Annotated in this window: 27 protein-coding genes; 15 read left to right on the top strand and 12 right to left on the bottom strand. The window is 63.1% G+C overall.

Annotated features, from left to right (window positions below):
- Positions 1 to 92 precede the first annotated feature (92 nt).
- The 4 genes from DENOEST_RS06970 to murI all read left to right on the top strand — a co-directional run bounded on the left by DENOEST_RS06970 (position 93) and on the right by murI (position 3,420).
- Positions 93 to 617 (top strand): TIGR00645 family protein, encoded by a 525-nt coding sequence (locus DENOEST_RS06970; RefSeq protein ID WP_145769733.1) that lies wholly within the window; start codon positions 93 to 95, stop codon positions 615 to 617.
- A 37-nt stretch (positions 618 to 654) separates the two neighbouring features.
- Positions 655 to 2,175 (top strand): fumarate hydratase, encoded by a 1,521-nt coding sequence (locus tag DENOEST_RS06965; protein ID WP_145769732.1) that lies wholly within the window; start codon positions 655 to 657, stop codon positions 2,173 to 2,175.
- Positions 2,176 to 2,263: 88 nt separating this feature from the next.
- Positions 2,264 to 2,632, top strand: a complete 369-nt coding sequence (locus tag DENOEST_RS06960) for a RidA family protein (RefSeq protein WP_197970547.1) — start codon at positions 2,264 to 2,266, stop codon at positions 2,630 to 2,632.
- Positions 2,629 to 3,420, top strand: coding sequence for a glutamate racemase (gene murI / locus DENOEST_RS06955; RefSeq protein WP_145769731.1), 792 nt, complete (start codon positions 2,629 to 2,631; stop codon positions 3,418 to 3,420). The genes DENOEST_RS06960 and murI overlap by 4 nt, the downstream gene beginning before the upstream one ends.
- On the opposite strand, the gene DENOEST_RS06950 is transcribed toward murI, so the two are convergent.
- A complete protein-coding gene (locus DENOEST_RS06950) occupies positions 3,417 to 4,214 on the bottom strand; it encodes a YihY family inner membrane protein (protein ID WP_170228115.1) in 798 nt (265 codons plus the stop codon). The genes murI and DENOEST_RS06950 overlap by 4 nt on opposite strands.
- A 41-nt stretch (positions 4,215 to 4,255) precedes the next feature.
- Here DENOEST_RS06950 and DENOEST_RS06945 point away from each other — a divergent pair, with 41 nt between their 5' ends.
- On the top strand, positions 4,256 to 4,621 hold the full coding sequence (locus DENOEST_RS06945; protein WP_183148220.1) for a DUF2069 domain-containing protein: 366 nt from the start codon (positions 4,256 to 4,258) through the stop codon (positions 4,619 to 4,621).
- Here the strand turns inward: DENOEST_RS06945 and DENOEST_RS06940 are convergent.
- From DENOEST_RS06940 to DENOEST_RS06915, 6 genes are all read right to left on the bottom strand, one after another.
- Positions 4,599 to 6,143 (bottom strand): 2-isopropylmalate synthase, encoded by a 1,545-nt coding sequence (locus DENOEST_RS06940; RefSeq protein ID WP_145769729.1) that lies wholly within the window; start codon positions 6,141 to 6,143, stop codon positions 4,599 to 4,601. The two genes, DENOEST_RS06945 and DENOEST_RS06940, sit on opposite strands and share 23 nt — an antisense overlap.
- Positions 6,144 to 6,360: 217 nt before the next feature.
- On the bottom strand, positions 6,361 to 7,128 hold the full coding sequence (gene pssA, locus DENOEST_RS06935; protein WP_145769728.1) for a CDP-diacylglycerol--serine O-phosphatidyltransferase: 768 nt from the start codon (positions 7,126 to 7,128) through the stop codon (positions 6,361 to 6,363).
- A 51-nt stretch (positions 7,129 to 7,179) separates the two neighbouring features.
- Complete coding sequence (locus DENOEST_RS06930) at positions 7,180 to 7,839, bottom strand: phosphatidylserine decarboxylase (protein WP_145769727.1); 660 nt, start codon at positions 7,837 to 7,839, stop codon at positions 7,180 to 7,182.
- A gap of 92 nt (positions 7,840 to 7,931) precedes the next feature.
- Positions 7,932 to 8,948, bottom strand: coding sequence for a ketol-acid reductoisomerase (gene ilvC, locus DENOEST_RS06925; RefSeq protein ID WP_145769726.1), 1,017 nt, complete (start codon positions 8,946 to 8,948; stop codon positions 7,932 to 7,934).
- A gap of 28 nt (positions 8,949 to 8,976) precedes the next feature.
- Positions 8,977 to 9,468: an acetolactate synthase small subunit gene (gene ilvN / locus DENOEST_RS06920; RefSeq protein WP_145769725.1), complete on the bottom strand. Its 492-nt coding sequence runs from the start codon at positions 9,466 to 9,468 to the stop codon at positions 8,977 to 8,979.
- Positions 9,469 to 9,481: 13 nt separating this feature from the next.
- Positions 9,482 to 11,203 (bottom strand): acetolactate synthase 3 catalytic subunit, encoded by a 1,722-nt coding sequence (locus DENOEST_RS06915; protein ID WP_269475902.1) that lies wholly within the window; start codon positions 11,201 to 11,203, stop codon positions 9,482 to 9,484.
- A gap of 112 nt (positions 11,204 to 11,315) precedes the next feature.
- Between DENOEST_RS06915 and DENOEST_RS06910 the strand changes: the two genes are divergently transcribed.
- From DENOEST_RS06910 to DENOEST_RS06895, 4 genes are read left to right on the top strand one after another with little or no spacing between them, the layout of a single operon-like run.
- On the top strand, positions 11,316 to 11,882 hold the full coding sequence (locus DENOEST_RS06910) for an RNA polymerase sigma factor (RefSeq protein WP_145769724.1): 567 nt from the start codon (positions 11,316 to 11,318) through the stop codon (positions 11,880 to 11,882).
- Entirely contained in the window at positions 11,879 to 12,259 is a 381-nt protein-coding gene (locus tag DENOEST_RS06905; RefSeq protein ID WP_145769723.1) for a DUF3619 family protein, read from the top strand. The genes DENOEST_RS06910 and DENOEST_RS06905 overlap by 4 nt, the downstream gene beginning before the upstream one ends.
- Positions 12,260 to 12,270: 11 nt before the next feature.
- Complete coding sequence (locus DENOEST_RS06900) at positions 12,271 to 12,837, top strand: DUF3106 domain-containing protein (RefSeq protein WP_170228114.1); 567 nt, start codon at positions 12,271 to 12,273, stop codon at positions 12,835 to 12,837.
- Positions 12,838 to 12,849: 12 nt separating this feature from the next.
- The gene (locus DENOEST_RS06895) at positions 12,850 to 13,266 is read left to right on the top strand and encodes an RDD family protein (protein ID WP_145769721.1); all 417 of its coding nucleotides are present in this window, start codon (positions 12,850 to 12,852) and stop codon (positions 13,264 to 13,266) included.
- Positions 13,267 to 13,270: 4 nt separating this feature from the next.
- Here DENOEST_RS06895 and lptG read toward each other — a convergent pair whose 3' ends face one another.
- Together lptG and lptF are read right to left on the bottom strand one after the other, a co-directional pair.
- Positions 13,271 to 14,350, bottom strand: coding sequence for an LPS export ABC transporter permease LptG (gene lptG / locus DENOEST_RS06890; RefSeq protein WP_183148219.1), 1,080 nt, complete (start codon positions 14,348 to 14,350; stop codon positions 13,271 to 13,273).
- A complete protein-coding gene (gene lptF / locus DENOEST_RS06885) occupies positions 14,341 to 15,420 on the bottom strand; it encodes an LPS export ABC transporter permease LptF (RefSeq protein WP_145769720.1) in 1,080 nt (359 codons plus the stop codon). Before lptF ends, lptG begins: the two co-directional genes overlap by 10 nt.
- Before the next feature lie 108 nt (positions 15,421 to 15,528).
- On the opposite strand from lptF, the gene DENOEST_RS06880 reads away from it, so the two are divergent.
- Genes DENOEST_RS06880 through DENOEST_RS06870 form a run of 3 tightly spaced genes read left to right on the top strand, consistent with a single transcriptional unit; the run spans position 15,529 to position 17,907 of the window.
- Positions 15,529 to 17,061 (top strand): leucyl aminopeptidase, encoded by a 1,533-nt coding sequence (locus DENOEST_RS06880; protein WP_145769719.1) that lies wholly within the window; start codon positions 15,529 to 15,531, stop codon positions 17,059 to 17,061.
- Complete coding sequence (locus tag DENOEST_RS06875) at positions 17,058 to 17,492, top strand: DNA polymerase III subunit chi (protein WP_145769718.1); 435 nt, start codon at positions 17,058 to 17,060, stop codon at positions 17,490 to 17,492. Before DENOEST_RS06880 ends, DENOEST_RS06875 begins: the two co-directional genes overlap by 4 nt.
- Positions 17,482 to 17,907, top strand: coding sequence for a hypothetical protein (locus tag DENOEST_RS06870; protein ID WP_145769717.1), 426 nt, complete (start codon positions 17,482 to 17,484; stop codon positions 17,905 to 17,907). The genes DENOEST_RS06875 and DENOEST_RS06870 overlap by 11 nt, the downstream gene beginning before the upstream one ends.
- Here the strand turns inward: DENOEST_RS06870 and rraA are convergent, their stop codons facing one another.
- On the bottom strand, positions 17,908 to 18,402 hold the full coding sequence (gene rraA / locus DENOEST_RS06865; protein ID WP_145769716.1) for a ribonuclease E activity regulator RraA: 495 nt from the start codon (positions 18,400 to 18,402) through the stop codon (positions 17,908 to 17,910). It abuts the gene before it with no gap.
- Positions 18,403 to 18,518: 116 nt separating this feature from the next.
- On the opposite strand from rraA, the gene DENOEST_RS06860 reads away from it, so the two are divergent.
- Positions 18,519 to 21,434, top strand: coding sequence for a valine--tRNA ligase (locus tag DENOEST_RS06860; RefSeq protein ID WP_145769715.1), 2,916 nt, complete (start codon positions 18,519 to 18,521; stop codon positions 21,432 to 21,434).
- 116 nt (positions 21,435 to 21,550) lie between these two features.
- Here the strand turns inward: DENOEST_RS06860 and DENOEST_RS06855 are convergent, their stop codons facing one another.
- Entirely contained in the window at positions 21,551 to 21,970 is a 420-nt protein-coding gene (locus DENOEST_RS06855) for a RidA family protein (RefSeq protein ID WP_145769714.1), read from the bottom strand.
- An 81-nt stretch (positions 21,971 to 22,051) separates the two neighbouring features.
- Positions 22,052 to 23,293: an MFS transporter gene (locus DENOEST_RS06850; RefSeq protein ID WP_145769713.1), complete on the bottom strand. Its 1,242-nt coding sequence runs from the start codon at positions 23,291 to 23,293 to the stop codon at positions 22,052 to 22,054.
- Positions 23,294 to 23,565: 272 nt separating this feature from the next.
- Between DENOEST_RS06850 and DENOEST_RS06845 the strand changes: the two genes are divergently transcribed.
- Both DENOEST_RS06845 and DENOEST_RS06840 read left to right on the top strand, forming a co-directional pair.
- Positions 23,566 to 24,204, top strand: coding sequence for a TetR-like C-terminal domain-containing protein (locus DENOEST_RS06845; RefSeq protein ID WP_170228113.1), 639 nt, complete (start codon positions 23,566 to 23,568; stop codon positions 24,202 to 24,204).
- Positions 24,204 to 25,346, top strand: a complete 1,143-nt coding sequence (locus DENOEST_RS06840; RefSeq protein WP_145769711.1) for a helix-turn-helix transcriptional regulator — start codon at positions 24,204 to 24,206, stop codon at positions 25,344 to 25,346. Before DENOEST_RS06845 ends, DENOEST_RS06840 begins: the two co-directional genes overlap by 1 nt.
- Positions 25,347 to 25,399: the final 53 nt, after the last annotated feature.

Here is a 25,399-nt window from a genome sequence, read left to right as displayed (position 1 = left end):
GGATTTAATCGAATCACGCTTACGCCGGACTTACGCTGCTGCCGGTGAAAGGCGAATGCTAAAATCCACGCCTCTGAATTCAGGACCAACCCATGCAAAAGACCGTCAGGACAATGGAAGCTTTCATTTTCTGGAGCCGCTGGCTCCAGGCCCCCCTTTATATCGGCCTGATCGCCGCCCAGGGTGTTTATGTATACCAGTTCATGCACGAATTGGCACACCTGATCTCCAAGACCGGCAGCCTGAGCGAAAACGAAGTCATGCTGATCGTGCTGGGCCTGATCGACGTGGTGATGATTGCCAATCTGCTGATCATGGTCATTATTGGCGGCTATGAAACCTTCGTCTCCCGCCTGGATCTGGAAGGCCATCCGGACCAGCCCGAATGGCTCTCCCACGTCAATGCGGGCGTGCTCAAGGTCAAGCTGGCGGTGGCCCTGATCAGCATTTCCTCAATCCACCTGTTGCGCACCTTCATCAATGCGGCACAGACCGAGGACAGAGTAGTGATCGCCCAGATCGCGATCCATGCCTCTTTCCTGATCTCTGCCATCGCCATTGCCTACACCGACAAGCTGATGATGCAGACCATGCAGGCCGGCAAGCAACACCATTAACCCGCACCTTCTCGCCAACTCCCACCCCCGAGACATCATGACCGCCATCAAACAGGAAGACCTGATCCAGTCCGTCGCCGACGCCTTCCAGTACATCAGCTATTACCATCCCCTCGACTACATCAAGGCCCTGGGCGAGGCCTACGAGCGGGAAGAGTCTCCCGCCGCCAAGGACGCCATCGCCCAGATCCTGACCAACAGCCGCATGAGCGCGGAAGGCCACCGCCCCATCTGCCAGGATACAGGCATCGGCATGGTGTTCATCAAGGTGGGCATGCAGGTCACCTGGCCCGACGCCACCATGAGCATCCAGCAGATGATCGATGAAGGCGTGCGTCGCGCCTATGGCGACAAGGAGAATCCCCTGCGCGCCTCGGTACTGGCCGACCCGGCCGGCAGTCGCAAGAACACCAAGGACAACACCCCCGCTGTGGTGCATTTCGAGATCGTCCCCGGCCATCACGTGGAAGTGATCTGCGCCGCGAAGGGCGGCGGCTCCGAGGCCAAGGCCAAGTTCGCCATGCTCAATCCCTCCGACGATCTGGTGGAGTGGATTCTGAAAACCGTGCCCACCATGGGCGCCGGCTGGTGCCCTCCCGGCATTCTCGGGGTCGGCATCGGCGGCACGCCGGAAAAGGCCATGCTGCTGGCCAAGGAGTCGATCATGGCGCCGGTGGACATCCATGAGCTGAAGGCACGTGGCGCCAAGACCCGGGCCGAGGAGCTGCGCCTGGAACTGTACGAGAAGGTCAATGCCCTCGGTATCGGCGCCCAGGGCCTGGGCGGCCTGACCACGGTGCTGGACGTGAAGGTGCTGGACTACCCCTGCCACGCCGCCAACCTGCCGGTGGCCCTGGTGCCCAACTGCGCCGCCACCCGCCACTGCCACTTCCATCTGGACGGCTCCGGCCCCGCCAAGCTGGAGCCGCCCAAACTCAGCGACTGGCCGGCCGTGACCTGGACGCCGGACACCCAGTCCGCCACCAGCGTGAACCTGGACACCCTGACCAAGGAACAGGTCGCTTCCTGGAAGCCCGGCCAGAAGCTGCTGCTCAACGGCAAGATGCTCACCGGCCGCGACGCCGCCCACAAGCGCATCGCCGACATGCTGGCCGCCGGCGAGAAGCTGCCCGTGGACTTCACCAACCGCGTCATCTATTACGTGGGCCCGGTGGATCCCGTGGGCGACGAGGTGGTGGGCCCCGCCGGCCCCACCACGGCCACCCGCATGGACAAGTTCACCCGCATGATGCTGGAAAAGACCGGCCTGATTTCCATGATCGGCAAGTCCGAGCGGGGGCCTGTGGCCATCGAAGCCATCAAGGACAACAAGTCGGCCTATCTGATGGCCGTGGGGGGCGCCGCCTACCTGGTGGCCAAGGCCATCAAGAGCGCCAAGGTGGTGGGCTTCGCAGATCTGGGGATGGAGGCCATCTACGAATTCGACGTGAAGGACATGCCCGTCACCGTGGCGGTGGATTCCTCCGGCACCTCGGTGCACGAGACCGGCCCCAAGGAATGGCGCGTCAGGATCGGCAAGATCCCGGTTAGCGCCTGATAATTTCACCCACCTCACTCCGTCATTCCCGCGCAAGCGGGAATCCATAGCGGTTTTCGATCATCGCTGGATTCCCGCTTGCGCGGGAATGACATTTAAGACCAATTCCACGATGACCATCGAACGCCGAGGCACCACCGCCCGATATTCGGATCTCGTCGCCCACGCCGGCACCCTCTACCTGGTGGAGGTACCCACCTCTCTGGAGGCGGATATCGCCACCCAGACCCGGGAAGTCCTGGCCAGCATCGAGACCCAGCTCACAGCCGCCGGCAGCAACAAGTCCCGGCTCCTGCTGGTGACCATTTACCTCAGGAACATGGCCGATTACGATGCCATGAATGCGATCTGGGATGCCTGGCTGCCATCCGGCACCGCGCCGGTTCGAGCCTGTATCGAGGCCCGCCTGGTCCATCCGGGCTATGGGGTCGAAATGGTGGTCACCGCCGCCCGATGATCGGTGTTTTCGACAGCGGCCTGGGGGGGCTATCGGTGTTGGCCGCCATTGCCCGCGCCCTGCCCCGGGCCAGGCTTTGCTATCTGGCCGATACGGCCCATGTGCCCTACGGCAACAAAGCCGATGCCTTCATCCAGGGCCGGGTCCTGGCCATCGGCCGCCATCTGGTGAATCAGGGCTGCCGCCTGCTGGTGGTGGCCTGCAATACCGCCACCGCTGCGGCGGTCCATGAACTGCGTCAGCAACATCCGGGCATTTCCGTCGTCGGTGTGGAGCCGGGCGTCAAGCCTGCGGCGGCGGCCAGCCGGAGCCGCCGCATCGCAGTATTGACCACGGAATCCACGGCCCATAGCGAACGCTTGGCGCGCCTGATTCGCACCCATGCCGATGGAGTGGAGGTCCATGTGGAAGCCTGTCCCGGCTGGGCCACCCGGGTGGAAACCCTGGATCTGGACGGCCCCGCCTTTGCCACCGAAATCACCGCCCGCATCATGCCCCTCCTCGCGTTGGGCGCCGATCAACTGGTACTGGGCTGCACCCACTATTCCTTCCTGGCACCGACCCTGCAAACCCTGGTGGCGGGCCGCGCCCAACTGGTGGATGTGGCCGATGCGGTGGCTCGTCAGGTGGTGCGTCTGGCCGGGGACGGCGCCCAGGAGAACGGTGCCCTGTATCTGCAAGCCACGGCCCGGCCAGAACGGCTCCAAGCCGCCCTGCCCCGCCTGGGCCTGGGCTGGCTGGCGGACAAGGCCCGGGAACCGGCCCGGCTGATAACTGTCACCGGCTAGCGCCTTCCCTGGCTGATGCCGAGTTCCGCCGTGGTCAGGGCGCCCAGCAGGATCACGCTCCAGGACAGATGGAGCCAAAGCAGGAACACCGGCACGGCGGCAAAGGCGCCATAGACCAGCCGGTAGCCAGCAAAACTGCTGATGTAGGTGGCGAACAGCCATTGCAGGGCGGCAAAACCCGACGCAGCCAGCACCCCGCCCAGCAGCGCGTGCTCACGGGAAACAACGCGATTGGGTACCTGCCAGTAAAGCAGCGCAAAGGCGAAAGCGACAAAACAGAAGGACAGCCCCCGCAGCACACCGGCCGTGGCGGCCTGCCACTCCGACACCAGGCCCAGGGAAACACTGGCCAGGTAAGTGGTGGCGACGATGCTGCCGCCGAAGACGATAGGCCCCAGCAGCAAGGCCAGCCCATGCATCAGCAGGCGGCGCCAGACAGGGCGACTCTCCTTCACCGCCCAGATGTTGTTGAAGGCATGCTCGATGGTGAGCATTTGCAGAATGGCCGTCAGTCCCAGGCCGGACACCCCCACCCAGGTCATGCGCTGGGCCTTGACGGCGAACTGGCCCATGTACTTGGCGATGATGCCTCCGGCCTTTTCCGGCAGCAGATTGGCCAGCAGGAATTTCTGCATGGCCAGGGCCAGGCTGTCGGCCAGGGGCAGGCGGGAAAGAATGGCCGCCGCCACGGCCACCATGGGCACCAGGCCCAACAGGGTGGCAAAGGACAGGGCGGCGGCGGTCTGGGTGCAGCGTTCGGCGCGGAAGCGCCGCAAGACGCGGAATGGCAACATCAGCAGCCTCATATAATGCGTGCCCTCACAGAGGTTCCAAGATGAATCGACCCCACTTGCTCAATCGGCTGGCCGGCATCAGCCTGATGCTGCTGATCCTCCATGGCCTGGCCTGGGAACTCTGGCTTGCGCCCCTGCGTCCGGGCGGCAGCCTCCTGGCCCTCAAGGTCCTGCCCCTGCTGCTGCCCCTGGCCGGCATCCTGCGGGGCCGGCGCTACACCCACCAGTGGGCTTCGATGCTGATCCTGGCCTATTTCACCGAGGGCGTGGTGCGGGCCACCAGCGACCCGGGCGCAGAGACCCGGGCGATGGCGGCCGTGGAAGTCGCCCTCACCCTGGCCTTTTTCTTCAGCGCGATCTTCTACGCCCGCTTCGGCAGCGAAATCAAACGTCTCCCTGGGGACTGAGCCGCTGGGGCTCGGAACTGAGCTTGTTCATGGCGTTGATGTAGGCCCGCACCGAAGCCACCACGATGTCCGTATCCGCCCCCTGGCCATTGACGATGCGGCCGGCCTTGGATAGGCGCACCGTTACCTCGCCCTGAGCATCGGTGCCGGTGGTGATGGCATTCACCGAATACAACAGCAGATCGGCACCGCTGCGCACGATGCTCTCGATGGCCTTGAAGGCCGCGTCCACCGGGCCGCTGCCAGTGGCTTCGGCGTGGTGCTCGGCATTCCCCACGGACAGGGTGACGGAGGCCTGGGGCGTCTCCCCGGTCTCGGAGTGAAAGCGGGAGGACACCAACCGGTAATGCTCGTGTTCCGGCGTCGTCACATCCTCGGACATCAGGGCGTGAATGTCCTCGTCGAAAATCTCATGCTTCTTGTCGGCCAGTTCCTTGAAGCGGGCGAAGGCGGCGTTCAGCACCTGCTCGGAATCCACCTCCATGCCCAGTTCCTTGAGGCGGGCCTTGAAGGCGGTGCGGCCGGAGTGCTTGCCCAACACCAGCTTGTTGGCATTCCAGCCCACGTCTTCAGCCCGCATGATCTCGTAGGTTTCCCGGTGCTTGAGCACGCCATCCTGATGGATGCCGGATTCGTGGGCGAAGGCATTGGCACCGACGATGGCCTTGTTGGGCTGCACCGGGAAGCCGGTGATGCCGGAGACCATCTTGGAGGCGGCGACGATCTGGGTGGTGTCGATGCGGGTGTCGCAGGGGAAGATGTCCTGGCGGGTGCGCACCGCCATCACCACCTCCTCCAGGGCGGCATTGCCGGCCCGCTCGCCCAGGCCGTTGATGGTGCATTCCACCTGGCGGGCACCGGCCATCACGGCAGCCAGGGAATTGGCCACGGCGAGACCGAGATCGTTATGGCAATGGACCGACCAGACCACCTTGTCGGCATTGGGGATGCGCTCCCGCAACAGGCGGATGCGCTCGGCGAACTGCTCCGGCACGTTGTAGCCCACGGTATCGGGAATGTTGATGGTGCCGGCGCCTTCCTTGATCACCGCCTCGATGATCCGACAGAGAAAGTCCAGTTCGGAACGGCCGGCGTCCTCGCAGGAAAACTCCACGTTGTCGATGCCGTTGCGGGCAAAGCGCACCGCGTTGCGGGCAGCGGCGATGACCTCGTCGGGCGTCATGCGCAGCTTCTTTTCCATGTGGATGGGGCTGGTGGCGATGAAGGTGTGGATGCGGCCGGACTGGGCCGGCTTGATCGCTTCCAGAGCCCGTGCGATGTCCTTCTCCGAGGCCCGGCACAGGCCGGCCACAGTAGATTCGCGGATGGCCTCGGCCACGGCGCGGACGGCCTCGAAATCACCATTGGAAGCGGCCGGGAAACCGGCCTCGATCACATCGACGCGCATTTTCTCCAGTTGCCGGGCGATGCGCACTTTTTCTTCCCGGGTCATTGAAGCGCCAGGGCTCTGCTCGCCGTCGCGCAAGGTGGTGTCAAATACGATCAAGTGTTCTTGGGCCATGATGATCTCCAGTCGGAATACGGGTCAACGGCGCCGGGCGCCAGGGTCGCCAGGCGGGGTACAAATCGGATTGTGGGGGGGATGGGCTAGCGCGCGGGGCGCAGCAGCGGCAGTAGCTTGGCGCGCAGGGGCTGCGGCACCAGCAGACGGCCGGCAAGGGCAAGAAACAGGGCGGCAAAGAGGATTTGCGCAAACATGGTGGTGACTATAAACGCTTTTAATCGGGGCGCGCAAGATTTTTGCGCCCGGAAAACCAGCGCAGGATGGCCAGCACATATCCCGAGAGGGCGTAGCAGAGGAACAGGGCGAACAGCACACCGGGCGGATAGCTGGAAACCAGCGCGAACCCCAGGGCGATGCCGGCGATGACGATGAAGGGCACGCTGCGCCGCAGATTGATGTCCTTGCCCGAGTAGTAGCGGACATTGCTGACCATGGTGACACCGGCAAAGATCGTCAGACCACAGGCGTACCAGCGGGCATCTTCGCCACTCCAGCCGTTGTCCAGCAGCACCCAGACCAGGCCGGCCACCAGGGCCGCCGCCGCGGGACTGGGCAGGCCCTGGAAATAGCGTTTATCCACCACCTCGATGTTGGTGTTGAAGCGGGCCAGGCGCAGGGCCGCCCCGGCGCAATAGATGAAGGCGGCGATCCAGCCCAGCTTGCCCATGCCCTTGAGTGCCCATTCATAGATGACCAGGGATGGAGCGGCACCGAAGGAAACCATATCGGACAGGGAATCGTACTCGGCGCCGAAGGCGCTCTGGGTCCGGGTCATCCGCGCCACCCGGCCATCCAGGCCGTCGAGCACCATGGCGATGAAGATCGCCACCGCCGCATGCTCGAAGCGCAGGTTCATGGCCTGGACGATGGCGTAGAAGCCGGCGAACAGGGCTGCGGTAGTGAACAGGTTGGGCAGCAGGTAAATGCCGCGCCGACGCAGTTCGGGGTTAACCAGTGCCTTACGGGTGCGAAATTCCGGCATGGAATGCTGACAGCGATCAGGAAAGGCGTCTATTGTAGCCGGCCCGAGCCCTCAGGGCAGGTCCGCCAGTATCGTCGAGGTGGCACGCACTTTTTCGCCTATGGTCACCCGTACCCGCACATCGGTGGGCAGGTAGAGGTCCACGCGGGAGCCGAAGCGGATAAAACCGTAGCGCTGACCCCGGGCCAGAGTGGCGCCGGCTTCCACGTAACAGAGGATACGTCGTGCGATCAGACCCGCCACCTGAACGCAGGTGATATCCAGTCCAGTCGAGGTCCGGATGTGCAGAGCATTGCGCTCGTTCTCGACGGAGGCCTTGTCCAGGGCGGCATTGACGAAGGCGCCCGGGTGATACCAGCGCTGCACCACCACGCCATCCACCGGGCTGCGGTTGGAATGGACATTGAACACGTTCATGAACACGCTGACCTTGAGGCAGTCCCGCTCCAGCCATGGGTCCCGGGCCGGTTCGATGGCGACGATGCGACCATCGGCAGGGGACAGCACGCTCTTGCCGTCGCCGGGAATCTGCCGGGGCGGATCGCGGAAGAACTGAAGCACGAAAATAAAGATCAGCCACAGGGGCACTGCCAGCAGCCAGCCGTCGAACCAGGTGGCCCCCAGGGCCAGGACCAGGGCGATTGCCAGAAATGGCCAGCCTTCGCGGGCGATCAGGGGATGGGGATAGGAATGACTCTGCTGTTGGCTCATCGCATGTACCAGTTGGGACCCGCCGGGGGCCAAGACGACAAGGGCACAGCCTGGCTGTGCCCTGTCCGGATCGGAATGGGAACGGCGTCCGATCAGTTCTTGCTCTGGTCCACCAGCTTGTTCTTGCGGATCCAGGGCATCATTTCCCGCAGCTTGCCGCCGACCTGCTCGATGGGATGGGCGGCGTTGAGGCGGCGACGGGCCGTCATCTCCGGGTAGTTGGTGCGGCCTTCGAGGATGAACTTCTTGGCGTATTCGCCGGACTGGATGCGCTTCAGCGCGTTGCGCATGGCGTAGCGGGATTCCTCGTTGATAACCTCGGGGCCGGTCACATACTCGCCATACTCCGCATTGTTGGAGATGGAGTAGTTCATGTTGGCGATGCCGCCTTCGTACATCAGATCCACGATCAGCTTCAGTTCGTGGAGGCACTCGAAGTAGGCCATCTCGGGCGCGTAGCCGGCTTCGGTCAGGGTTTCGAAGCCCATCTTGACCAGCTCCACGGCACCGCCGCAGAGTACGGCCTGCTCGCCGAAGAGATCGGTCTCGGTCTCTTCACGGAAGTCGGTCTCGATCACGCCGCCCTTGGTACCGCCATTGGCGGCAGCGTAGGAGAGGGCGATATCCTTGGCCTTGCCGCTCTTGTCCTGATACACGGCGATCAGGGAAGGCACACCGCCGCCCTTCAGGTATTCGGAGCGCACGGTATGGCCGGGGCCCTTGGGGGCAATCATGATCACATCCACGTCGTCGCGGGGCACGACCTGGTTGTAATGAATGTTGAAGCCGTGGGCGAAGGCCAGGGCGCAGCCCTTCTTCAGGTTGGGTTCCACTTCGCTGTAATAGACGGCAGGAATGTTCTCATCCGGCAGCAGAATCATCACCACATCGGCGCCCTTGACGGCCTTGGCGATCTCCTCGACCTTGATCCCGGCCTTCTCGGCCTTGGACCATGAAGCACCGCCTTTACGCAGGCCGACGGTGACCTTGACGCCGGAATCCTTCAGGTTCTGGGCGTGAGCGTGGCCCTGGGAGCCATAGCCGACGATGGTGACCTTCTTGCCCTTGATCAGGGACAGGTCGGCGTCTTTGTCGTAATAGACTTTCATGAAAACCCCTTGATGATGAATTCGAAATTCAGATTTTGAGAATGCGGTCGCCCCGGCCAATGCCGGAAACGCCCGTGCGAACGGTTTCGAGGATCAACGACTTATCGAGAGCCTCGATGAAGGAATCAAGCTTGGCAGAATTCCCGGTGAGTTCCACCACATAGGTGGTCTCGGTGACATCGATGATGCGTCCGCGGAAGATGTCGGACATGCGCTTCATCTCCTCCCGGTCCTTGCCGGCGGCGCGCAGCTTGACCAGCATCAGCTCCCGCTCCACGTGAGGCGCCTCGGAGAGGTCCACCACCTTGACCACATCGATCAGTTTGTTCAACTGCTTGGTGATCTGCTCGATGACATCGTCCGAGCCGGAGGTAACGATGGTCATGCGGGACAGGGAGGCGTCCTCGGTGGGCGCCACGGTGAGGGTCTCGATGTTGTAACCCCGGGCCGAGAACAGGCCCGCCACCCGGGATAGGGCGCCGGATTCATTTTCGAGAAGAATGGAAATGATATGTCGCATGATTCGGTTCGCCCTACAGGTCCTCGGCCAGGATCATTTCCGACAGGCCCTTGCCGGCCGCCACCATCGGGAACACGTTGGCAGTTTGATCGGTGATGAAGTCCATGAAGACCAGATCGTTTTTGTGCTTGATGAAAGCCTCACGCAGGGCCGGCTCCACGTCCGCCGGCTTGTCGATGCGCATGCCCACGTGGCCATAGGCCTCGGCGACCTTGACGAAATCCGGCAGTGAATCCAGATAGGACTCGGCGTAGCGGTTACCGTGAAACATCTCCTGCCACTGGCGCACCATGCCCAGGTAGCGGTTGTTGAGGTTGACGATCTTGATGGGCAGGCGGAACTGCTTGCAGGTGGAGAGTTCCTGAATACACATCTGGATCGACGCCTCGCCAGTGACACAGGCCACCGTCGCATCGGGATTGGCGAAATGCACTCCCATGGCGTAGGGCAGGCCCACACCCATGGTGCCCAAGCCCCCGGAATTGATCCAGCGCCGGGGCTTGTCGAACTTGTAGAACTGGGCGGCGAACATCTGATGCTGGCCCACATCCGAGGTAACGAAGGCATCGCCGCCAGTAACTTCGTAAAGTTTCTGCACCACGAACTGGGGCATGATCACATCATCCCCCTGAGTAAACTTGAGGCAGTCTCGGCCGCGCCATTCCTCGATCTGTTTCCACCACTCGGCCAGGAACTTGGCGTTGGGCTTGCCGGCACCGGCGGCAAGCAAGGCGATGAGTTCCTCCAGCACATCGGGCACGTTGCCAACGATGGGCACATCCACCTTCACCCGCTTGGAAATGGAGGATGGGTCGATATCTACATGAATGATCTTGCGCGACACCTCACCAAAATGGCTGGGGTTGCCGATCACTCGGTCGTCGAAACGGGCGCCCACCGCCAGCAGCACATCGCAATGCTGCATGGCCATGTTGGCCTCGTAGGTGCCATGCATGCCCAGCATGCCCAGATGCTGGCGATCGGTGGCCGGGTAGCCACCCAGGCCCATCAGGGTCTGGGTAATGGGGAAATTCAGCATACGGGCCAGCTTGATCAGCTTGTCGGCGGCATCGGAGAGAATCACCCCGCCCCCTGTGTAGATCATCGGACGCTTGGCTTCCAACAGCAGCTGCACAGCTTTCTTGATCTGACCGGTATGCCCCTTGAAGACCGGATTGTAGGAACGGATCTCTACGGACTTGGGATAATGGAACTCGCACTTCTGGGCCGTGACATCCTTGGGGATGTCCACCAGCACAGGGCCGGGACGCCCGGTCTTGGCCAGGAAAAATGCCTTCTTGATGGTCGCTGCCAGTTCCCGGACATCCTTGACCAGAAAGTTGTGCTTCACGCAGGGACGGGTGATGCCCACGGTGTCGCATTCCTGGAAGGCATCCTGACCGATGTAGGCTGTGGGTACCTGGCCGGTGATGACTACCAGGGGCACCGAATCCATGTGGGCCGTGGCAATACCGGTCACAGCATTGGTCACGCCAGGGCCGGAAGTCACCAGGGCGACGCCAATCTTGTCGGAAGACCGGGAATAGGCATCGGCGGCATGAACCGCCGCCTGCTCATGACGAACCAGGATATGCTTCACCTTGTCCTGCTTGAACAGTTCGTCGTAAATGAACAACACCGAGCCGCCAGGATAGCCGAACAGATGCTCGACCTTTTCTTCCTGGAGGCACCTGATTACAATCTCAGCCCCTGTCAGTTCCATTTTCTCGCTCATTCTTGCCAATCCGGCAAAACTCGCCGGAAAACCCGTAACCATAACGAGTCACCTGCATCAGGTCAAGAATTTTTGACCCCTGACAATGCTAAGGTTTTATTAGAGGCCCAGCCTGGCTACCCGAATCGAATTATCAGAGTTTCTCACCGATGTGGAGCGGCGGGCATTCAAGCAGGCGATGTTCGCCGTGCGGGATCAGGACACGGCGCTGGACTTGGTGCAGGAGGCAATGATGAAACTGGCGGAAAAATATGGGGGGAAACCACCACAAGAGTTCCCCATGCTGTTCCAGCGCATTCTGCAGAACTGCATTCGGGACTATTACCGCAGACAGAAGGTCCGGTCCCTCTGGACCACGATGCTTTCCTCTTTCGGCGGAGGAGACGATGAAGATGATAGAGACCCACTGGAAACCTTGAGGATTCCTGACGAGTCGAATCCGATCAAGTCTCCCCACGAGATCCTGGAACGCTCGCAAGTACTTGCTGTTATCGAAAATGAGATAAAAAGATTACCTCCGCGTCAACGTGAAGCATTTCTCATGCGTTACTGGGAAGAGATGGACATTGCAGAAACGGCCGCCGCAATGGGGTGTTCTGAGGGCAGCGTAAAGACACATTGCTTTCGCGCTACCCAGACCCTCGCCGCCGCCCTGAAAGCAAAGGGAATCAGACTATGAACGATGAATTGAAACTGGGCTTGCATATCCGGCAGGTGCTGGACCAGGGCTGTCTCCAGTTGGACAGTCAGCTTGTTGCCCGCCTCCGGGAAGCCCGGACGGCCGCATTGGCACGCCAGCAACTGGCCGCCGAGGGTCGTCTCAGCCTGGCCGGTAGCCTCCAGATCGGAATGGAAAAAGCGCTCCCCCATTTGCGTACTGTCGCCGCGCTGGGTGCCCTGATGATGGGCATGGTGGGAAGCTATTACTGGAACTCATTCGAGGACGCCGAGGCCAACGAGGAAATCGATTCCGCACTGCTGGCCGCCGATCTCCCCGTTGACGCCTACACCGACCAAGGTTTTCACGCGTGGTTAAATCACTCCTCGCAGGACTAGCTTTCTGCCTGGTGTCTGTCACCTACGCTGCCGTCCCGTCCCTCACCCCACCGGCCTGGAAGGAACTGACGCCCCAGCAGCGGCAGATTCTTCAGCCCCTGGCCGAGGACTGGGATGGGATGGCCTCGTTCCGGCGCAAGAAATGGATGGGGATTGCCAAGCGCTATTCCCAACTCACCCCGGAAGAGCAGCAGCGCATGCAGCGCCGCATGAAGACCTGGGCCAGACTTCCCTCCGAGGAACGGCGCATTGCCCGCGAGAAGTTCAAGAAGCTGCAAAAAGTCACCCAGGAAAAACGTGAATCCATAAAACTGCGCTGGGAACAGTACATGGAACTGCCTGACGAGGAAAAGCAGCGCCTGAAACAACAAGCCCTGCGCAGACCACTGGGCCGCAGCCTGATGGGGCATTCCCTCAGCCCCATGTTCGTTCGCCCCGACATTCCAAAGGATGCGGTTTCATCCCCACCACCGTTGCCCCTGCCCGCCCCGCCCAAAGCCCGCAAACCGAAAGCCGGCGCCAAGGCACCCGCACGGAATGACGTCCCTCTTGCACCGCCTTCCCCGACCATGCCCTGACCTGGACAGAATGTGATCGCTCCCCTTCCCGGCATCCGCCGCCGGCTTGCCAGCCTGACCTATGAAGGCCTATTGATTCTTGGAGTCCTTTCGGCTGCCTTCATGGTGCCCCAGCTGGCCATTACCGCCATCCTCGGCAAGGCGCTCCCCGGCTGGGCGTTGCTTGCCCATGTATTCGTCGTACTAGGCGTTTACTTTTTCTGGTATTGGCGGCATGGTGGCCAGACCCTGGCCATGCAGACCTGGAAGCTGCAACTGCGTGCCCAGAACGGTTCCTTTCCAACCCGGAGCCAACTGATGCTGCGCTACCTGCTGGCCTGGCCCAGCCTGCTGTTTTATGGTGCCGGCCTGATCTGGGCGCTGTTCGACCGGGATCGGCAGTTTCTTCATGACCGGCTGGCCGGCACCCGCATCGAATTCAAGCACTGAACGCCTAGCGCCGCTCCACCCACCACAGCATTCCCGAAGCGCCCAGCAGGAACAGAGCACTGGGCGTTATCGCCGCCCAGAAGGGAACCCAGCCATTGATCACACCCAGGCTGGAAAACAGGCCATTGAGCATATGAAAGCCGATGCCCAGCATCACGCCGGTGAATACCTTGAGGCTGATGGCCCCCAGGCGGCTGTGCAGATAGGCGAAGGGCACAGCCAGTGCCATCATGACCAGGGCCGTCAAGGGATAGGTCAGCTTCTTCCATAAGGCGATCTCATAACGATCCGTCTTCTGCTGGTTATCCAGGAGATGCCGGATGTACTGATAGAGATTCGGCAGGGACATCTTTTCCGGCACAACCAGCAACACCGAAAGAATATCCGGGGTCAGCGCCGACTGCCAGACGATCTCGGGAAAACGCTGGACGCTGGCCCGTTCGCCCGTGAAGGACGTCTGCGTCACATCGCGCAGACGCCAGTGCCCCGGACCGTCGTACTCACCGCCTCCTGCATCACTGATGGCCCGCAATCGAAAACGGTCGTCGAATTCATAGATGCGGATGTCCCTCAGGGTGGCATCGGGCTGCATATCCCGCACATTGATGAAGGATCGCTCATCCTTCACCCATAGCCCGGAGCGGAATTCCTGGGCCACCATGCTGCCGGTTGCCTTCAGGCGCAATTGCTGGGCGGCTTTTTCGGCGGGAGGGGCGATCACCTCGCCAAAGAGGAAGGTCAGCAGCACGAAGACCGACCCCAGCTTGACCAGGGAACGCAGCAGCCCCCCCGTGGAAAGCCCCGAGGCGCGCAATACCGTGATTTCCGAGTGTCGGGCCAGCAGGGTCAGCGCGTAGAGGGTGCCGATCAGCACCGCAATGGGAAACAGCTCATAGACCCGCCCCGGCAGGGTGAGCAGCACATAGCTGGCCGCATGATGCAATTGATAGCCGCCCTTGCCCAGTTGCTGAATCTCGCCGATGAAGTCAAAAAAGGCGAACAGCATCAGGAAGGCCACCAGAACCAGAGTAGTGGCACCGTAGATCTCCCGTGCCAGGTAACGCTCGAATATTTTCAGCGCCATAACCGTCCCCAGGAGAACACCGACAGGCGGCGCCAGAACAGCAGCAGCAGTACCACCAGCATCACCACATGGACCGCCCAGATGCCGATCTCGAAGGGCATCCGCCCCTGGCGTACCCAGGCCTGGCTGACGCTGATCAGATTGCTGTAGATCATGAAGGCCAGAATGGCGAAGATCAGGTTGTTGGCGCGGCCGGCGCGGGGGTTCACAAAAGCCAGGGGGATCGCCAGCAGAGAGAGATTGATGGCCGCCAGGGGGATGCCGATGCGCCAGACGATCTCTCCCAGATTGGTCGGCGTCGGGTTGCGCATCAACTCCCACATGGGCCGATTACCGGGGGTTTCCTCGATACCACGAGCCTCCTTGGTTTCCACCCGAACGGCATAACGCTCGAACTCCATGACGCGGAATTCCGAGGTACCGGGCGTGCCCTCATAGCGCCGACCGTGGTCCATGACCAGAAAGCGATCGCCATTGGGCTGGGCCTCGGTATGCCCTTCCGCCGCCGCCATCACCCCCAGCCGCCCGTGCTGCACGGAACTGGCGAAGATATTGCGCACCCGTCCCAGGTCCTCGGCCACGCCCTCGACAAAAAAGACCCGATCCGCCGACGACGACTCGTTGAAGGCCCCCGGCGACACGCGTGACATCTCGTCGCGGCTGTCCATGCGCTGGCGGAATTCAGCGCTCTTGCTCAGCGCCCAGGGCGAAAGGAAGAGGGAGAGCGCCGCAATGGCCAGCACGATGGGCAGGGCGAAGCGCAGCACTGGTCCCACCCAGGCCACCAGGGGCAAACCCGAGGCAAACCAGACCACCATTTCCGAATCCCGGTAGGAACGGGAGATGGTCAGCAGTATCGCCACGAACAGGGTCAAGGACAGCACCACGGGCAGGTAATTCAGGGCCGAAAACCCCAGCAGCGCCACCACTGCCTCGGAGGCGAGCTTGCCTCCCGCCGCCTGCCCCAGCAGGCGAATCAACTGGGTGGTCAGGAGGATGGCGAACAGGGCCACGAACACCGTCACGGCGGTCTGGGTGAATTCGCGCAGGACAGCGCGCTGGAATATCATCGATACTTTGATTTGAGTCTAGGGATTGGGGATAATCGGCGGGGACCTGCAAGCCTGGCAAGGCTGCAATACATCCAGTCTTCCCCAACAGAGCATGAGGAGCAGCGCGTGGAATTTAGCATAAAGAGCGGTAGCCCGGAGAAACAGCGTAGTGCCTGCGTGGTGGTCGGCGTCTTCGAGCCCCGCAAGCTTTCCGCCCCCGGCGAAGTCATCGACAAGGCAGCCCAGCAGTATCTGGCCGACCTGCTGCGCCGGGGCGACATGGAAGGCAAGGCCGGCACCGCCCTCTTGCTGCACAATGTCCCGGGCACCCTGGCCGACCGGGTGCTGCTGGTAGGCCTCGGCAAGGAAAAGGAATTCCACGAAAAGGAATACCGCCAGGCCATCACCACCGCCGTACGCACCCTCAACGAGACCGGCGGCTTTGACGGCACCATCTACCTCACGGAACTGTCGGTCAAGAAACGCGACATCGGCTGGCGCGTCCGCCAGGCCGTGATCGTGGCCCTGGAGACCCTCTACCGGTTCGACCAGCTCAAGTCCAAGAAGGACGAGGTGCGGCGCCCCCTGCGCAAGCTCACCTTCAGCGTCACCCGCCGTGGCGAACTGGCCGCCGCCGAGTCCGCCATGGGCGAAGGCTATGCCATCGCCGAGGGCCAGAAGCTGATGAAGGACCTGGCCAATCTGCCCGGCAACTACTGCACCCCCACCTATCTGGCGGAGCAGGCCCAGGCCCTGGCCAAGGAACATAACCTGGCGGTGGAAGTGCTGGACCGGGCCGACATGGAGAAACTGGGCATGAACACCCTGCTCTCCGTGGCCCAGGGCTCCCACCAGCCCCCCAAGTTCATCGTGCTCAGGCATCGCGGTGCCGGCAAGGACGTCAAGCCCATCGTGCTGGTGGGCAAGGGCATCACCTTCGACACCGGCGGTATCTCCCTCAAGCCGGGGCTGGAAATGGACGAAATGAAGTACGACATGTCCGGCGCCGCCAGCGTGCTGGGCACCCTCAAGGCGGCCGCCATGATGCAGTTGCCCCTCAACATCGTCGGCCTGATTCCCACCACCGAAAACATGCCCGGCGGCGGCGCCACCAAGCCTGGCGACGTGATCACCTCCATGTCCGGCCAGACCGTGGAAATTCTCAACACCGACGCCGAGGGCCGCCTGATCCTGTGTGACGCCCTGACCTACGCCGAACGCTTCGAACCCGACTGCGTGGTGGATGTGGCCACCCTCACCGGCGCCTGCGTCGTCGCCCTGGGCAACGTAGCCACCGGCCTCACCGCCAACAACGAAAGCCTCGCACGGGAACTGCTGGATGCCGGCCAGAACGCCTACGACCGGGCCTGGCAACTGCCCCTCTGGGACGACTACCAGGAGCAGTTGAAGAGCCCCTTCGCCGACGTGGCCAACATCGGCGGACGCATGGCCGGCACCATCACCGCCGCCTGCTTCCTGGCCCGATTCGCCCAGAAATACAACTGGGCGCACCTGGACATCGCCGGCACCGCCTACCGAGGTGGCGAAAAGAAGGGCTCCACCGGACGCCCGGTGCCCCTGCTGACCCACTTCCTGATGGGCCGGGCCGCCACCGCGAAACAGCAGGCCAAGAAACCCCGGAGCAAGAAGAAGGCGTGACCCGGGTCCACTTCTACCACGGCGCGTCGGATCGGATCGCAGCCGCCGCCGACTGGCTGGACCGATCCTGGCGGTCCCGGCGGCGCATCGTGGTCTACGCGCCCCGGGCCGACCTGGCCGAGCGGCTGGATCGCCAGCTCTGGATCCATCCGGCCACCGGTTTCACTCCCCACTGCCGGGAAGGCTCGCCCCTGGCGGCGGAAACCCCCATCGTCATCGTCGCCCAGGCAGGTCCGCCCCAGGCGGACGAATGCCTGCTGAATCTCAGCGACGAAGTACCGCCAGAGTTTGCCGCCTACGGGGAACTGGTGGAAATCGTCAGCACCGACGACGCCGTGCGCCTGCCCGCCCGGGAACGCTTCCGCCGCTACCGGGAGCAGGGCTGCGAGCTGATCAACCAGGACATCGCGGCAGGCTTCGATGGAAGATAAGGATGTCCTGCATCAGGCCGATGCCCTGATCAAGCGCTGGCGGGCACCGGCCAGCGTCTCGGCGCCAGAGCCAGAACCCGCTCTGGCCGAAACGCCGGCCGAGGAACCGGTAGCTGCCGAAAGCGAGGAGGACATCCCTGTCCTGACCGAGGCCGTCAGCGAAGAGCCGCCCCTGCCCACCCTCACCGAAACCTACGATCCCCACGCTGCCCAGCGCCAGGCCCTGCGGGAAGAGCTGGACCAGTGGCTGGACCACGCCCTGCCCGACGCGGTGCTGCGGGTGCTGGACGGTCTGGCCGACCAATTGATCGGCCAACTCGGCCAGCAGGCCCGCCAGGAACTGCTGCCCCGACTGGAGGCCGCCCTCCGCAGCCAGCCACCCCCGATGATTACCGATCAGGAACCGAAGGACTGATCAGCCCTGGCTGACGACGACGATGCCATCCTCGTCGGCATAGAGCCAGTCGCCGGGCCGCACCCAGACCCCCTGGACCTGCACCGCCACGTCCCGCTGGCCCTCGTTGCGCTTTTCCGTGGGCAGGGGCATGGAGGCCAGGGCGCGGATGCCGGTGTCGCACACCGCCAGTTCCGCCACATCCCGCACGCAACCATCCACCACCACCCCGGCCCAGCCGTTCCTGGCCGCCGCCGCCCCCAGATTGCCCCCTACCAGCGCCCGGCGCAGGGAGCTACCGCCATCCACCACCAGCACCCGGCCTTCGCCAGGGGAATCTACCGCCGCCTTGACCAGGGTGTTGTCCTCGAAACACTTCACCGTACTCACCGGGCCGGCAAACTTGCGGCGCAGGCCAAAGTCCCGGAAGACCGGCGGCAATACGCGAAAATCGCCGCTACTGTCGTTCTTGCGTGCGTCACAAAGGTCGCAGGTGGCGGAATCAGGGACTGTCATGGTGAGTTCTCCTTGCAATATCGGGGCAGAGGATGATAGCGCCCACCGGTATAATTGCGCCCCTTCGCGCCACCCTGGCCGCGCCTTTCTTTCATTGATTTCACCACCCCTATCCCATGGAACTCGCCAAGAGCTTCGAACCTGCCGACATCGAGCGGCGCTGGTACCCCGAGTGGGAGTCCCGCAACTATTTCGCCGCCGGACTCGACACCACCAAGACCGACAATTTCTGCATCCTGCTGCCGCCCCCCAACGTCACGGGCACCCTGCACATGGGCCACGGCTTCAACCAGACCATCATGGACGCCCTGACCCGTTACCACCGCATGCGGGGCGACAACACCCTGTGGCAGCCGGGCACGGACCACGCCGGCATCGCCACCCAGATCGTGGTGGAGCGGCAGCTGGACGGCCAGGGCATCTCCCGCCACGAGCTGGGCCGGGAGAAGTTCCTGGAAAAGGTCTGGGAATGGAAGGAATACTCCGGCAACACCATTACCAAGCAGATGCGGCGCCTGGGCACCAGCCCGGACTGGAGCCGCGAGCGCTTCACCATGGACGCGGGCCTGTCGAAGATCGTCACCGAGACCTTCGTCCGCCTGTTCAAGGAAGGCCTGATCTACCGGGGCAAGCGCCTGGTGAACTGGGACCCGAAGCTGCTCACCGCCGTTTCCGACCTGGAAGTGGTGAGCGAGGAAGAAGACGGCTTCATGTGGGAGATCCGCTATCCCTTCGCCGAAGGCGATGGAGCCCTGGTGGTGGCCACCACCCGCCCGGAAACCCTGCTGGGCGACGTGGCCGTGGCGGTGAATCCGGAGGACGAGCGCTACACCGCCCTGATCGGCAAACACGTCAAGTTGCCCTTGTGCGACCGGGAAATCCCCATCATCGCCGACAGCTATGTGGACAAGGAATTCGGCACCGGCTGCGTCAAGATCACCCCGGCCCACGACTTCAACGACTGGCAGGTGGGCCATCGTCATCAGATGACGCCCATCAGCGTGTTCACTCTGGATGCCCGCATCAACGAACATGGCCCCGAGCAGTATCGGGGCATGGACCGCTACGAGGCCAGGAAGGCCATCGTCGCCGACCTGGAAGCCCAGGGCCTGCTGGTCTCCACCAAGCCCCACAAGCTGATGGTGCCCCGGGGCGACCGCACCGGCGTGGTGATCGAGCCCATGCTCACCGACCAGTGGTTCGTGGCCATGAGCAAGCCCGGCGAGAACGGCAAGTCCATCGCCGGCCAGGCCCTGGAAGCCGTGGCGTCGGGCGAGATCAAATTCGTGCCCGAGAACTGGGTGAATACCTACAACCAGTGGCTCAACAACATCCAGGACTGGTGCATCTCCCGCCAGCTCTGGTGGGGCCACCAGATTCCCGCCTGGTATTCCGACGACGGACGCATCTACGTCGCCCACGACGAGGCTGAAGCTTACGCCCAGTACCTTTTAGCTCAGTATCCGGAACAACAGCAAGACATATTGATCATCGCAAAGTTATGTGGGAGCTATGTAGAAGCTTGTACTAAGGAAAATATCCCTTGCCTGGCGCGGGACCCGGACGTGCTGGACACCTGGTACTCCTCCGCCCTGTGGCCCTTCTCGACCCTGGACTGGACGCCGGATTGGGACCCGAATTCGCCGGCCAAGAGCAATCCGGCCCTGGACCTCTATCTGCCCTCCACGGTGCTGGTCACCGGCTTCGACATCATCTTCTTCTGGGTGGCCCGGATGGTGATGATGACCAAGCACATCACCGGCAGGATTCCCTTCAAGCACGTTTATGTACATGGCCTGATCCGTGACGCGGAAGGCCAGAAGATGTCCAAGTCCAAGGGCAACGTGCTGGACCCCATTGACCTGATCGACGGCATCGGCCTCGATGATCTGGTGAAGAAGCGCACCACGGGCCTGATGAATCCCAGGGATGCGGAAAAGATCGAGAAGCGCACCCGCAAGGAATATCCGGACGGCATCCCCGCCTTCGGCACCGACGCCCTGCGCTTCACCTTCCTGTCCCTGGCCAGCCCAGGGCGCGACATCAAGTTCGACATGCAGCGCTGCGACGGCTATCGCAACTTCTGCAACAAGCTGTGGAACGCCACCCGCTTCGTGCTGATGAACTGCGAAGGCCAGGACTGCGGCCTGGACAACACCGGCGACAACCACTGCAACAAGGCGTATCTCGACTTCTCCCTGGCCGACCGCTGGATCGTCAGCCTGCAACAGCGCCTGGAAGACGAGATCGCCAAACATTTCGCCGACTACCGCTTCGACCTGCTGGCCCGTACCCTCTATGAATTCGTCTGGGACGAGTACTGCGACTGGTACCTGGAACTGGCCAAGGTGCAGATCCAGCAGGGCACGCCCGCCCAGCAGCGGGCCACCCGCCGCACCCTGGTGCGGGTGCTGGAAACCACCCTGCGCCTGGCCCATCCGCTGATCCCCTTCATCACCGAGGAACTCTGGCAGATCGTCGCCCCGGTGGCGGGCCGTTTCCCCGGCGCAGGGGCTTCCCTGATGACCCAGGCCTACCCCAAGGCCGATCTGGAGCGCTGCGACGGCAACGCCGAGGCCTGGGTGGCCCAGCTCAAGCAGATGGTCAATGCCTGCCGCAGCCTGCGGGGCGAAATGAACCTCTCCCCGGCCCAGAAGGTGCCCCTGGTGGCCGCCGGCGACAAGGCGGTGGTGAATGCCTACGGCCCCTACCTGGCCGCCCTGGCCCGGCTCTCGGAAGTGACGGCCAGCGGCGATGCCCTGCCCGACTCCGACGCACCGGTGCAGATGGTGGGCGACTTCCGCCTGATGCTGAAGATCGAGATCGACGTGGCGGCGGAAAAGGAGCGCCTGGCCAAGGAACTGGCCCGGGTGGAGGGCGAGATCGCCAAGGCCGAGAAGAAGCTGTCCACCCCCAGCTTCGTCGAGCGGGCCCCGGTCGCCGTGGTGGAGCAGGAGAAAGCCCGTCTGGCCGACTTCGGCGCCCTGGGAGACAAGCTGCGGGCCCAACTGGAAAAGCTGGGCAAGCGCTGACAGCAAAAAAAACCCAGCCAGGGGCCGGGTTGAAACGCGCTGGACGGCAACGCGAGAGGAAAGGCAAACGGATCAAGATCAGGGCGGGAAATGATGAATTACCCGTCCCTGTTTGATCACGCTGCGACCGCGGCGTCGATCACCGCCACCGCGGTGATCTCCACCAGGAGATCGGCACCGGCGAGGGAAGCTACGCCAATCAGGGAAAAGGCGTGGGGCGGGAAAGACTTGCCCTCGCAAGCGATCGCCAGGGCTTCAAGAAACCTGCCGGCGATCTCCGGCGTCAGGTTCTTCAGATAAACGGTGCTGCTGACGATGTTCTCGACACTTCCGCCTGCGGCTTCCACCGCGGTGCGCAGATTGCGCAGCGCCTGCACCGACTGGGCGTAGTAGTCGTTGCCGCCCACCACTTCGAAGTTCACGTCGCTGGCGGACTGGCCGGCGATATACACGGTCCGTCCGCCGGAAGCGACGACGACCTGGCTCATGGCGTCGAACTGCAGCAGGCCAGGGGGATTGATGTGCTGGATGGGCATGGCGTTTTCCTAGGGTTGTGGTTGAGTTTCCGAGTCCTGTGGGGGGCGTTCAGCCACCGTCAGAGGCGAGCACCCCTTGAATCAGCACCAAGCCTCCTCTGCCGGCTTTTGCCGCACCCCGTGCAACAGGGCGATCGGCAGCAAGGCCGCCAGCATCAGCGCGGCGCACAACAACAGGGGCAGCGTGTAGGCATGGGTGAGGTCCACCAGATAGCCGACGATCTCGGGGCCGAAGGCGGAACCGACGCCAGCGATCAGGTTGCCGATGCCGAGCAGGCTGCCGAAATTGCGCTGCCCCATGGACTCGAGCAGCATGGCCGGGGAAAGCTGGTTGGCCAGGTTGAAGGTGCTGCCCCAGACCAGAGCAAACAGCGCCACAGCCCCCAACCCTAAGGCCGGGTCATGAGCACCAAGAAGAAAGAGGATGCCGGCCGCCGCAACGACGGTGCCGGCAAGCAGGGTGCGCTCCGTCCCCCAACGGGCGCTGAGGACACCGAAGAGGAAATTGCCGGCGAGAGTCGCCGCCCCCGCTCCGGCATTGACCAGGGCGGCGTGGTCCGCCGAATAGCCGACCGAAACGAGATAGGGGATGAGGGCCATATAGACCCCGAGGCTGCTCATGGTGATCAGCATCAGCATCGCGATCCAGAGCCAGTAGCTGGGCATGCGCAGGGCCTGGACGATGCCGTGGCCCAGCGCCGGGGCCGGCCGCGCCGACTCTGTCGGGTGTGCAGGCGGCATGCGCGCCAGCCACAGCAGCAGCGGCAGGCAGATACAGAAGATCAACGCGGCCACCATCGTCATGGCCGTGCGCCAGTCGAAGGCGACGATGATGCGGGTCAGCAGCACCGGGAAGACCATGCCACCGAGGGAGACCGCAGCGAGCAGAATGCCGAAGGCCAGGCCCTGCTGCCGCGGCGGAATCCAGTGGCTGACCAGGGTGACAGCAGGAATGTAGGTCGACATGCCGATGCCGATGCCCCCCAGGGCGATGGCCGTGGTGAACAGATCCAGGTCGGAACTGCGCGCCGCATACAGATAGCCGATCACGGTCAGCAGGGCGCCGGCAGCCATCACCGGGCGCGGCGCAACCCGGTCCAGCAACCAGCCGGCCGCGGGCATGGCCAGGGTCATGGCGAAGAGGAAAACGGTAGCGACGTGGGCCGCCTCTTCGTGGCTGCAATGGAAGGCCGCGATGATCGGCAGGGTGAACACGCCGAGGGCATTGAGGGTGGTGCCGAAACTGATGCAGAGCACCAGGGCCAAGCCCAGGACCAGGCACCAGGCAGAACGGAAGCGGGCATCGGCGAAGGTATGTTTCATTGCGGTCATCGAGTCGTGGCGTGGCCGGAACTCCCAGCCCGGACAATCGCAGCCATGCTAGCCAGCGCCAGGCCAGCCCTCCAGTACCAGTTGGTACCGACAGCGACCGGGATGGCAACAACACGGGACAGTAGCCACGAGCCGACCCTGCACTCAATTCACAAAATCACCAATAGTTGCATTAACTAAGGTAAATTGACTTAAAACCTATTTTTGACACAAGCTCTGTCACCACAATGGACACGCCCCAGTCAGCATCCTCTACCCGCTCGATGAACAAGGAACAGCCGCCCACCGTCGCCCCGCCCCGGGGCTCGGTGCGCACCGGTGGCCGTAGCGAGCGTATCCGCCAGCAGGTCGCCGAGGCGGTGCTGAGCCTGATGCGGGCAGGCAACTTCCATTTCGATATCAAGGACATCGTTGAACTCACCGGTGTCCACAAGACCACCATCTACCGCCGCTGGCCTACACGGCAGGCCCTCATCAACGAGGCCTTCCGCGAACACAACTCGCGGATCCAGGTGGCGGACACGGGACACTGGCACAGCGACCTGTTCTGCCTGGGACTGGTGCTACGCAACTTCTTCAACGATCCAACGGAAGTGGCCCTCAACGGGGCCCTGGCCATCGCCACCGACGCCGATCTGCCACGCAGCGCACGGGAATCCTGGCTACCGATCCAGGAGCAGATGAAACAGGTAATGACACGGGCCAAGTCACGAGGCGAGATCCCCGGCACGCTGGATGATGAAATAGTCATGCGCCTGCTGTCCGCGCCCCTGCTGACGGCCATCATGTTCGAGAAGCGCTATCCCAGTGACCAGGAGGTCATGAGGCTGACCGATTTTCTGATACAGGCCTGCATTGCCACAACGCCCCCAGGCCGGCCCCTGCTCATGGGGCGCCCCTGATGACGGACGCCTTTGCCACCCTGGTCGGGCTGACCTACGAAGGCGCGGTCGAGGCCAAACCCTGGCAGAGCTTCGCCGAGGAATTGCGCCAGGTGCTTGACGCCCGCAACGTGGTGATCACCCTGCACCATGCCGAAAACGAAAAAAGCGACACCTACCTCATGGCACAGATTCCCGACGACCGGATCGACTGGGTGGCGGTGGAAGCCCACTATCGGGCCGAGTTGATGGAGGACGACCCCTTCCGTCCCGATCGCATGGCGCCAGGGGAAGTGGGCATCACCGAGGTCGCCGCCATGAAAGGCAAATGGCATGCTTTCATGAGTGACCTGGGTCTTGCCCACAATCTGCGCATCTGCTTTGCCGAGCCGGATGGCATTCGCTGCTGGGTGGACGTGGTGCGCGGCCACCCCAGTTCCGACCGTCCCTTCAGCGCTGACGACATCGCGCTGATACGAGAACTGTCGCCCCATCTGAACCGTGCCCTGGCCCTCTACGCAAAGCTGCAGCGGCAGGCTTCGGAAAAGGCCATCTACGAGGGCATGGTGGACCACTTCGCCCTGGGCTGTGCCCTGCTCAACGAGGAGGGCGAGGTGATCCACCTCAACCACATCGCCACCGCCCTGATCGGCCACTGGACGGGCATCTCCATCTTCCGCGGCCGCATCACCCTGAGCGACCGCCCGGCCCAACGGGCCCTGGAGGCGGCCGTTAACGTCGTGACCACCGCCCGCAGCAGTACCAGCCGGAGCGAAGGCGAACTGGTGCGCCTGGGCGACTGCCAGGGACGACTGCTGGGCCTGCTGATTTACCCCGCACCGCCCCAGCCTTACTACCGGGGGGGGCAGGCCCCCAGCGCCATCGTCTACCTCTCCGATTTGACGGCCAACCTGGAGGCCCTGCGCCCGACCCGCAGCCACACCCTGGGACGCATCGCCCAGCTCTTCGACCTCACCCGCCAGGAGTCCACCCTGGCTCTGCACCTGGCCTATGGCCACACCATCGCCGAGGCCGCCGGAGAGATGGCCATCGCCGAAACCGCCGCCCGCAACTACTCGAAAAAGATCTACGCCAAGATGGGTGTAGCCAGCCAGACCGAACTGGTCCGGCTGATGCTGCGCAGCCTCTCCTTCCTGCTCTAGGGAAACACCGATCAAGTCCGTCACACCGGCGAAAGCCGGTGTCCAGTGCGTTG

Origin of the sequence: Denitratisoma oestradiolicum (genome assembly GCF_902813185.1) — a bacterium.
Taxonomy (GTDB): domain Bacteria; phylum Pseudomonadota; class Gammaproteobacteria; order Burkholderiales; family Rhodocyclaceae; genus Denitratisoma; species Denitratisoma oestradiolicum.
The sequence above is the reverse complement of the archived record's forward strand: the minus strand, read 5'-3'. Positions and strand labels throughout refer to the sequence as shown.

Excerpts from the sequence above, each read along its gene's own strand:
- lptF (WP_145769720.1), bottom strand. The coding sequence starts at position 15,420 with ATGATATTCCAGCGCGCTGTCCTGCGCGAATTCACCCAGACCGCCGTG.
- DENOEST_RS06970 (WP_145769733.1), top strand. The coding sequence starts at position 93 with ATGCAAAAGACCGTCAGGACAATGGAAGCTTTCATTTTCTGGAGCCGC.
- ilvC (WP_145769726.1), bottom strand. The coding sequence starts at position 8,948 with ATGAAAGTCTATTACGACAAAGACGCCGACCTGTCCCTGATCAAGGGC.
- DENOEST_RS06930 (WP_145769727.1), bottom strand. The coding sequence starts at position 7,839 with ATGAGCCAACAGCAGAGTCATTCCTATCCCCATCCCCTGATCGCCCGC.
- DENOEST_RS06915 (WP_269475902.1), bottom strand. The coding sequence starts at position 11,203 with ATGAGCGAGAAAATGGAACTGACAGGGGCTGAGATTGTAATCAGGTGC.
- pssA (WP_145769728.1), bottom strand. The coding sequence starts at position 7,128 with ATGCCGGAATTTCGCACCCGTAAGGCACTGGTTAACCCCGAACTGCGT.
- DENOEST_RS06945 (WP_183148220.1), top strand. The coding sequence starts at position 4,256 with ATGAATCGACCCCACTTGCTCAATCGGCTGGCCGGCATCAGCCTGATG.
- DENOEST_RS06855 (WP_145769714.1), bottom strand. The coding sequence starts at position 21,970 with ATGCCCATCCAGCACATCAATCCCCCTGGCCTGCTGCAGTTCGACGCC.
- murI (WP_145769731.1), top strand. The coding sequence starts at position 2,629 with ATGATCGGTGTTTTCGACAGCGGCCTGGGGGGGCTATCGGTGTTGGCC.
- DENOEST_RS06850 (WP_145769713.1), bottom strand. The coding sequence starts at position 23,293 with ATGAAACATACCTTCGCCGATGCCCGCTTCCGTTCTGCCTGGTGCCTG.
- DENOEST_RS06860 (WP_145769715.1), top strand. The coding sequence starts at position 18,519 with ATGGAACTCGCCAAGAGCTTCGAACCTGCCGACATCGAGCGGCGCTGG.
- lptG (WP_183148219.1), bottom strand. The coding sequence starts at position 14,350 with ATGGCGCTGAAAATATTCGAGCGTTACCTGGCACGGGAGATCTACGGT.
- DENOEST_RS06870 (WP_145769717.1), top strand. The coding sequence starts at position 17,482 with ATGGAAGATAAGGATGTCCTGCATCAGGCCGATGCCCTGATCAAGCGC.
- rraA (WP_145769716.1), bottom strand. The coding sequence starts at position 18,402 with ATGACAGTCCCTGATTCCGCCACCTGCGACCTTTGTGACGCACGCAAG.
- DENOEST_RS06965 (WP_145769732.1), top strand. The coding sequence starts at position 655 with ATGACCGCCATCAAACAGGAAGACCTGATCCAGTCCGTCGCCGACGCC.
- DENOEST_RS06940 (WP_145769729.1), bottom strand. The coding sequence starts at position 6,143 with ATGGCCCAAGAACACTTGATCGTATTTGACACCACCTTGCGCGACGGC.
- DENOEST_RS06845 (WP_170228113.1), top strand. The coding sequence starts at position 23,566 with ATGAACAAGGAACAGCCGCCCACCGTCGCCCCGCCCCGGGGCTCGGTG.
- DENOEST_RS06960 (WP_197970547.1), top strand. The coding sequence starts at position 2,264 with ATGACATTTAAGACCAATTCCACGATGACCATCGAACGCCGAGGCACC.
- DENOEST_RS06840 (WP_145769711.1), top strand. The coding sequence starts at position 24,204 with ATGACGGACGCCTTTGCCACCCTGGTCGGGCTGACCTACGAAGGCGCG.
- DENOEST_RS06905 (WP_145769723.1), top strand. The coding sequence starts at position 11,879 with ATGAACGATGAATTGAAACTGGGCTTGCATATCCGGCAGGTGCTGGAC.
- DENOEST_RS06950 (WP_170228115.1), bottom strand. The coding sequence starts at position 4,214 with ATGTTGCCATTCCGCGTCTTGCGGCGCTTCCGCGCCGAACGCTGCACC.
- ilvN (WP_145769725.1), bottom strand. The coding sequence starts at position 9,468 with ATGCGACATATCATTTCCATTCTTCTCGAAAATGAATCCGGCGCCCTA.